This is a genomic window from Streptomyces sp. SBT349, assembly GCF_001083795.1.
Lineage (GTDB): Bacteria > Actinomycetota > Actinomycetes > Streptomycetales > Streptomycetaceae > Streptomyces.
Window position 1 is genome coordinate 1 of the sequence record NZ_LAVK01000374.1, and the last position, 7,025, is coordinate 7,025.

The following is a 7,025-nucleotide window of genomic DNA, read 5'->3' on the forward strand; positions in this document are numbered from 1 at the left end:
CCCCCCCCCCCCCCCCCCCCGCCCCTCCCCCCCCCCCCCCCCCTACCGCTGGTCGAAGAGGGCGCTGACCGACTCCCCGTTGTGGATCCTGCGGACCGCCTCCGCCAGGGCAGGCGCGATCGACAGCACGCGCAGCTTGCCCGTGCGCTCGTCGGCCGGGATCGGGACCGTGTTGGTGCACACGATCTCCAGCACGTCCGGCTCCTCGCTCAGCCGTTTGAGGGCGCCGTCCGAGAAGAGGCCGTGCGTGCAGGCGATCCTGACCGAGGCCACCCCCAGCTCGCGCAGGCGGCCCAGCAGCTCGACCACCGTGCTGCCCTTGGCTATCTCGTCGTCCAGCACGATCACGTCCCGGCCCGCGACCTCGCCTATCACCGAGCTGATCGTCACCCGGTCGTCGCTGAAGCGCTGCTTGGCGCCCGCCGCCACCGGGATGCCGAGCAGCCGGGCGAACGCCGCCGCCTCCTTGGCGTTGCCCAGGTCGGGCGAGACCACCACCGCGTTGCCGAGGTCGTGCCCCCGGAAGTGCGCCGCCAGCTCGCGCAGCGCGTGCAGGTGGTCCACCGGGATGCTGAAGAAGCCGTGCACCTGCGGCGAGTGCAGCGTCATCGCCAGCACCCGGGTCGCCCCCGCGGTCACCATCAGGTCGGCGATCAGCCGGCCGCCGATGGAGATGCGCGGGGCGTCCTTCTTGTCGGACCTGGCGTAGGAGTAGTGCGGCATGACCACCGTGATCCGCCCGGCCGACGCGCCGCGCGCCGCGTCCAGCATCAGCAGCAGCTCGACCAGATGCTCCTGGACGGGCCGCACCAGCGGCTGGACCAGATAGACGTCGCGCTCGCGGCAGTTGGCCTGGAGCTGCACCTGAAGGCAGTCGTTGGCGAATCTGTCCACCCGCGCCGGGAGGAGCGGCACCCCGAGGTGCGCGCAGACCTCGGCGGCCAGCTCGGGGTGGGCGCTCCCACTGAAGACGGCGATCTCACGCACGGTCCTGTCTCTCCTCCGGGCCGACGGCTGCTGCACCGCGGCGGCACCGGCCTCACCGCCGTTTCACCGCGACAGGACCCAACCTACGGGCACCCTACGGAGCCGCGCGCAGCACGTCCGCAACCACGGGGCCCGCGAAGCTGCCGCCGTGCCCGGAGTCGGGGACGACCGCGGCCACCGCCAGGTCGTTGCGGTAGCCGGTGAACCACGCGTTCGGCTTCTCCTGGCCGTCCACCTCCGCGGAGCCCGTCTTGGCGCCGATGTCGCCGCCGAGCCCCGACATCGCCTCGGCGGCGGTGCCGCTGGTCGCGGTCCTGTTCATCAGCGACCGCAGGTCGCCCGCCGTGGCCAGGCCCTCGGGCGCCTGCGCGAGCTCCCGCCCGTCGAAGTCGGCCGGCACCAGGTACGGCTGGAGGAACGCGCCGTTCTTCACCGTCGCCGAGACCGAGGCCATGGTCAGCGGGTTCATCCGGACGGCGCCCTGGCCGATCAGCGAGGCGGCCATCTGCGCGTCGGACTGCGTGGGCACCGCGCCGTCCATCGACGTCACGCCCACCTGCCAGGCGAGGCCGAGCCCGAACGCGTTCCGCGCGTGGTCGCCGAGGTCGTCGTCCGACAGCTCGGGCGCCTGGCTGATGAACGCGGTGTTGCACGAGGCGGCGAAGCTGTCGGCGAAGGTGCCGTTCTCGATCTCGAACTCGTCCAGGTTCTGGAACTCCCAGCCGCCGTGCTCGAAGAACTTCGGGCACGGGTGCCCCGCGCCGGGCGAGGCCAGGCCCTGGTCCATCAGCAGCGACGCCGTCACGATCTTGAACGTGGAGCCCGGCGCGTAGCTGCCCTCCAGCGCCGTGTCGAAGCCGTCGGCGGGGCGGTTGGCGATCGCCTGGATCGCGCCGGTGCTCGGCTGGATGGCGACCACGGACGCCTGGGCGCCCTCCGCCCCCGCGACCGCGTCCTCCGCGGCCTGCTGGATCGCCGGGTCGATCGTCGTGGGCACCTCGCCCGCGGTGGGCTCCGACAGCTCGACGAGCCGCGTGACGGTCTCGCCCTCGGCGTCCACGATCCGCGTCTCCGCCCCCGCGGTGCCGCCCGCCTCCTCGCCGTAGCGCTCCTGGAGCTCCCCCAGGACCGGGGCCAGGGAGGGGTAGTCGTCGGCGGAGAGCTCCGCGCCGTTCCGGTCCAGGACCTCGACCGGCGGGATCTCGCTCACCGGGCCCGTCTCGATGGCCTGGCCCTTGGTGAGGTCCGGGTGGAGGACGGAGGGCGCCCACGCCACGCGCGGCTCGCCGCCGGCGCCGTCCCTGACCACCGTGAGCGCCGAGTCGTAGCTCAGCTCCGCCGGCGCCTCCTCCTCGTAGGAGATCACCGCGTCCACCGCGAAGGGCACCTCGGCGCCCTGCGGGGCGCCGGGCTCCACGGCCAGTTCGGACACGGCCGCGTCCGTCACCAGCGCGTCGAGCGCGGCCCGCGCCGCCGTGGGGTCGTCCGTCAGGGCCGCCGCGCTCGCCGTGTCGCCCGCGGCCCACGCGTCGAGGAACGCGGCCGACGTGTCGAGCACCTCGTCCTCGCTCGGCGGCCCGGCCTCGGGCCCGGCGGACGCCTCGCCGTCCGTCGAGGAGGAACGCCCGTCTTCCGCGTCGTCGCCGCCCAGCAGGCTGTACGCCCCGAAACCCACGACCGACACCACGGCCGCGCACACCCCCGCCACCACCGCGATCCGCTGCCCGTTCCGCATCCGCCAACCCCCTCGATCCCCGCGGGCGCGCTGCACCGCGCCGCTGCTGCGGCAGCCTACCGGCTACCCGTGGTATGCCGGGCGCCAGCCCGGCGTCACTCCCGAGGGCGCGGGGCGGGGATCCCGGCTGCCGTCCCTACACCCAGGTGTCGAGCCACATCCGCGCCCGCCAGCCGTCCATCGGCAGCTCGGTGCCGGTGTAGATCGGGTGGAAGTAGATGAAGTTCCACACGACGAGCAGCACCAGCACCCCGGCGGCGACGATGCCGGCGACCCGGCGCCGCTCGGAGCAGCCGGGCGGCCCGAGCAGCGCGCCGATCATCATGGTCACCGCCAGGCAGAGGAACGGCACCAGCACCACCGCGTAGAAGTAGAAGATGGTGCGTTCCTGGTACATGAACCACGGCAGGTACCCGGCCGCCACCGCGCACAGCACCGCGCCCGCCCGCCAGTCGCGGCGGAACAGCCAGCGGTAGGCGCCGTAGGCCAGGGCGAAGCAGGCGGCCCACCACAGCAGCGGCGTCCCCAGCGCCAGGACCTCGCGGGCACAGCCGCTGGCGTAGCCGCAGCCGTCCTCCCCGGGGTCCTTGGAGCTGTAGTAGTACGTCACGGGCCGGGCCGCCGCCAGCCAGCTCCACGGGTTCGACTCGTAGTCGTGCTGCGAGGTGAGGTCGACGTGGAAGCCGTAGACCTCGGCCGTGTAGTGCCACAGGCTGCGCAGCGGGCCCGGCACCCAGGAGAACGAGCCGCCGCTGCCCGCCTTCTCGGCCCACTCCCGGTGGTAGCCGCCCGAGGTGGCGAACCAGCCCGCCCACGAGGCGAGATAGGTGGCGAGCGCCACGGGCACCATCGACACGAACGCGGGGAGCGCGTCGCGCCGGAGCGCGGAGCCGTAGGGGTTGCGCGCCCCCGCCGTGCGCCGGGCGGCCGCGTCCCACAGCACGGTCATGAGGCCGAACGCGGCGAGCACGTACAGCCCGTTCCACTTGGTGGCGCAGGCCAGGCCCAGGCAGACGCCGGCCGCGATCCGCCAGGGCCGCACCCCGAGCCCGAGCCGTTCGCCGACCTCGGCCCGGGAGCGCAGCAGGCCGTCGGTGCCGGCGGGCAGCGCCGCCGCGAGCCTGGCCCTGGCGGCGTCCCGGTCGATCAGCAGGCAGCCGAACGCCGCCAGCAGCCAGAACATCAGCACCAGGTCGAGCAGCGCCGTGCGGCTCATCACGAAGTGGAGGCCGTCCACCGCCATCAGCAGCCCGGCGACGCAGCCGAGCACGGTGGAGCGGAAGAGGCGCCGCCCGACGCGGCAGAGCATGAGGACCGACAGCGTGCCCAGCAGCGCCACCATGAAGCGCCAGCCGAAGGGGGTCAGGCCGAACACCCACTCGCCCAGCGCGATGAACCACTTGCCCGCCGGCGGATGCACCACGTAGGAGGCGGTGTCGCCCGCGGGCGTCTCGCCGCCGATGATGCGCTCGTTGGCGTCCTCGGGCCACTCGGTCTCGAACCCGTTCCGGAGGAGGGACCACGCGTCCTTCGCGTAGTACGTCTCGTCGAATATCACCGCGTCCGGCGAGTCCAGGTTCGCGAAGCGCAGCGCCCCGGCGAACAGCGCCACCAGCAGCGGCCCGCCCCACGCCGTCCAGCGGGCCAGGCGCGCGGCGGCGAGCGGCGCGAACCCGAAGTACTGCCACAGCCGGGCGCCCGGCTCCGGGTAGGGCGGCACCAGCCGGTCCCGCACGCCGCCACCGCGGGCCACATAACCGAAGCGACGCAGGCGCAGCTCCCAGGCGGGCGGGCTGCCCGGCTCCGGGCGCGGCGGGGCGTCGGTCACGGTCTGGCTGCTGTGGCTGCTCATCGGGGCCCATCTTGGCATCCGGCCCGTGGGAACCCCGTGAGGATGCGGTGGGGGTGCGGGGATGGGCGAGGATGAACGGCATGACAGGCACGCTGGTACTGGCCGGAACCCCGATCGGCGACCTCGGCGACGCCCCGCCCCGGCTGGCCGAGGAGCTGGCGTCGGCGGACATCGTCGCCGCCGAGGACACCCGGCGCCTGCGCCGGCTCGCGCAGGGGCTCGGGGCGGTGATCGGCGGACGCGTGGTGTCCTACTTCGAGGGCAACGAGGCGGCGCGCACGCCGGAGCTCGCCGACGAGCTCGCGCGGGGCGCGCGGGTGCTGCTGGTCACGGACGCCGGGATGCCCTCGGTCTCCGACCCCGGCTACCGCCTGGTGGCCGCCGCCGTGGAGCGCGAGGTGCGCGTGACGGCGGTTCCCGGGCCCTCGGCGGTGCTGACCGCCCTGGCGCTCTCCGGCCTCCCGGTCGACCGGTTCTGCTTCGAGGGCTTCCTGCCGCGCAAGGCGGGGGAGCGCGCCGCGCGCCTCGGTGAGGCCGCGGGGGAGCGCAGGACGCTGGTCTACTTCGAGGCCCCGCACCGGCTGGCCGCCTCGCTGACCGCGATGGCCGAGGCGTTCGGCCCCGGCCGCAGGGCCGCGGTGTGCCGGGAGCTGACCAAGACCTACGAGGAGGTCAGGCGCGGCCCGCTGGCCGAGCTGGCGGAGTGGGCGGCGGGGGGCGTGCGCGGGGAGATCACGGTCGTGGTGGAGGGCGTGGGCGAGTCCGCCCCGGCGCGGACGGACGCCGCCGAGCTGGCCCGCCTGGTGGCCGAGGGCGAGGCCGCGGGCCTGCACCGCAAGGAGGCCATCGCCGACGTCGCGCGGGCCGCCGGGGTGCCGAAGCGGCAGGTCTTCGACGCGGTGGTGGCGGCCCGCGTCGCCGGAGAGGCCGTCTCGCGGCGGCCTTAGGATCGTCCCCATGCCCAAGTCCGCCAAGGCCAAGGCCGAGCAGGCGGTGGCCCCGCCGCCGCCCGAGCCGCTGGCCGTCCCCGTCGCCGACTCCCACACCCACCTCGACATGCAGGACGCGGGCGTCGAGGAGGCGCTCGCGAAGGCCGCGGCGGCCGGGGTCACGCGCCTGGTGCAGATCGGCTGCGACGTCGAACGCGCCCGCTGGGCGGCCACGGTGGCGGCCGAGCACGACGCCATCTGGGCCGCGGTCGCCCTCCACCCCAACGAGGCGCCGCGCATCGAGGCCGCGTCGGGCCCGGCCGGTCTGGACGCCGCGCTGGACGAGATCGCCGAGCTGGCCGCGTTGCCCCAGGTCAGGGCCCTGGGGGAGACCGGTCTCGACTACTTCCGCACCGGCCCCGAGGGCGCCGCGGCGCAGCAGCGCTCGTTCCGCCGCCACATCGCGCTGGCCAAGGAGCTGGACAAGGCGCTGATCATCCACGACCGCGACGCGCACGAGGACGTGCTGCGCCTCCTGCGCGAGGAGGGCGCCCCGCGCCGCACGGTCTTCCACTGCTTCTCGGGCGACGCCGCCATGGCCGACGCCTGTGCCGCGGCGGGGTACTTCATGTCGTTCGCGGGCAATGTCACCTTCGCCTCCGCGCAGCCGCTGCGCGACGCGCTGGCCGCCGCGCCGCCCGAACTGCTGCTGGTGGAGACCGACGCGCCCTTCCTCACCCCGGTCCCGTTCCGCGGGCGCCCCAACGCCCCCTACCTCATCCCCGTCACGCTCCGCGCGATGGCCGCGGTCAAGGGGATGTCCGAGGACGAGCTCGCCCTGCACATCGCGGCCAACACCGAGCGGGTCTTCGGATGACCGTGGAGGGCGACACGGACGCGCTGCTCGGCCCCGCCGACGTCCGCGAGCTGGCCGCCGCGCTCGGCCTGCGCCCCACCAAGCAGCGCGGGCAGAACTTCGTGATCGACGCCAACACCGTCCGCCGCATCGTGCGGACCGCGGGCGTCGGGGAGGACGACGCGGTGCTGGAGATCGGCCCCGGGCTCGGCTCCCTGACGCTGGGGCTGCTGGCGGCGGCCCGCCATGTCACGGCCGTGGAGATCGACGACGCGCTGGCGGGCGCGCTCCCCGCGACGGTGGCCGCCCGCCTCCCCGGCCGCGCCGACCGCTTCGCGCTGGTCCACGACGACGCGCTGCGCGTGGCCGACCTGCCGGGACCGGCGCCGCAGGCGCTGGTCGCGAACCTCCCGTACAACGTCGCGGTCCCGGTGCTGCTGCACCTGCTGGCGACCTTCCCCAGCCTGCGACGCGGCCTGGTGATGGTGCAGTCCGAGGTGGCCGACCGGCTGGCCGCGGCGCCCGGGTCGAAGGTGTACGGGGTGCCCTCGGTCAAGGCCGCCTGGTACGCGGAGACCCGCAGGGCGGGCTCGGTCGGCCGCACCGTCTTCTGGCCCGCGCCCCGGGTGGACTCGGGCCTCGTCTCCCTGACCCGCCGCCCGCCCC

The 7,025-nt window shown here is 75.0% G+C and carries 6 protein-coding genes; 3 read left to right on the forward strand and 3 right to left on the reverse strand.

Annotation, left to right across the window (positions count from 1 at the left end):
* Window positions 1-42: 42 nt before the first annotated feature.
* The 3 genes from ADY01_RS30400 to ADY01_RS30410 form a co-directional block, all read right to left on the reverse strand.
* Window positions 43-987 (reverse strand): ribose-phosphate diphosphokinase, encoded by a 945-nt coding sequence (locus ADY01_RS30400; protein WP_049579882.1) that lies wholly within the window; start codon window positions 985-987, stop codon window positions 43-45.
* A gap of 94 nt (window positions 988-1,081) precedes the next feature.
* A complete protein-coding gene (locus tag ADY01_RS30405; RefSeq protein WP_199826344.1) occupies window positions 1,082-2,722 on the reverse strand; it encodes a penicillin-binding transpeptidase domain-containing protein in 1,641 nt (546 codons plus the stop codon).
* Between the two features lie 136 nt (window positions 2,723-2,858).
* A complete protein-coding gene (locus ADY01_RS30410; RefSeq protein ID WP_049579884.1) occupies window positions 2,859-4,574 on the reverse strand; it encodes a dolichyl-phosphate-mannose--protein mannosyltransferase in 1,716 nt (571 codons plus the stop codon).
* 80 nt (window positions 4,575-4,654) lie between these two features.
* Here ADY01_RS30410 and rsmI point away from each other — a divergent pair, with 80 nt between their 5' ends.
* The 3 genes from rsmI to rsmA form a co-directional block, all read left to right on the forward strand.
* A complete protein-coding gene (gene rsmI / locus ADY01_RS30415) occupies window positions 4,655-5,521 on the forward strand; it encodes a 16S rRNA (cytidine(1402)-2'-O)-methyltransferase (protein ID WP_049579891.1) in 867 nt (288 codons plus the stop codon).
* Between the two features lie 10 nt (window positions 5,522-5,531).
* Window positions 5,532-6,380, forward strand: coding sequence for a TatD family hydrolase (locus tag ADY01_RS30420; RefSeq protein ID WP_049579886.1), 849 nt, complete (start codon window positions 5,532-5,534; stop codon window positions 6,378-6,380).
* Window positions 6,377-7,025: 16S rRNA (adenine(1518)-N(6)/adenine(1519)-N(6))-dimethyltransferase RsmA (gene rsmA / locus ADY01_RS30425; protein ID WP_049579888.1), on the forward strand; the 649-nt coding region annotated here is incomplete at its 3' end. The genes ADY01_RS30420 and rsmA, both read left to right, overlap by 4 nt.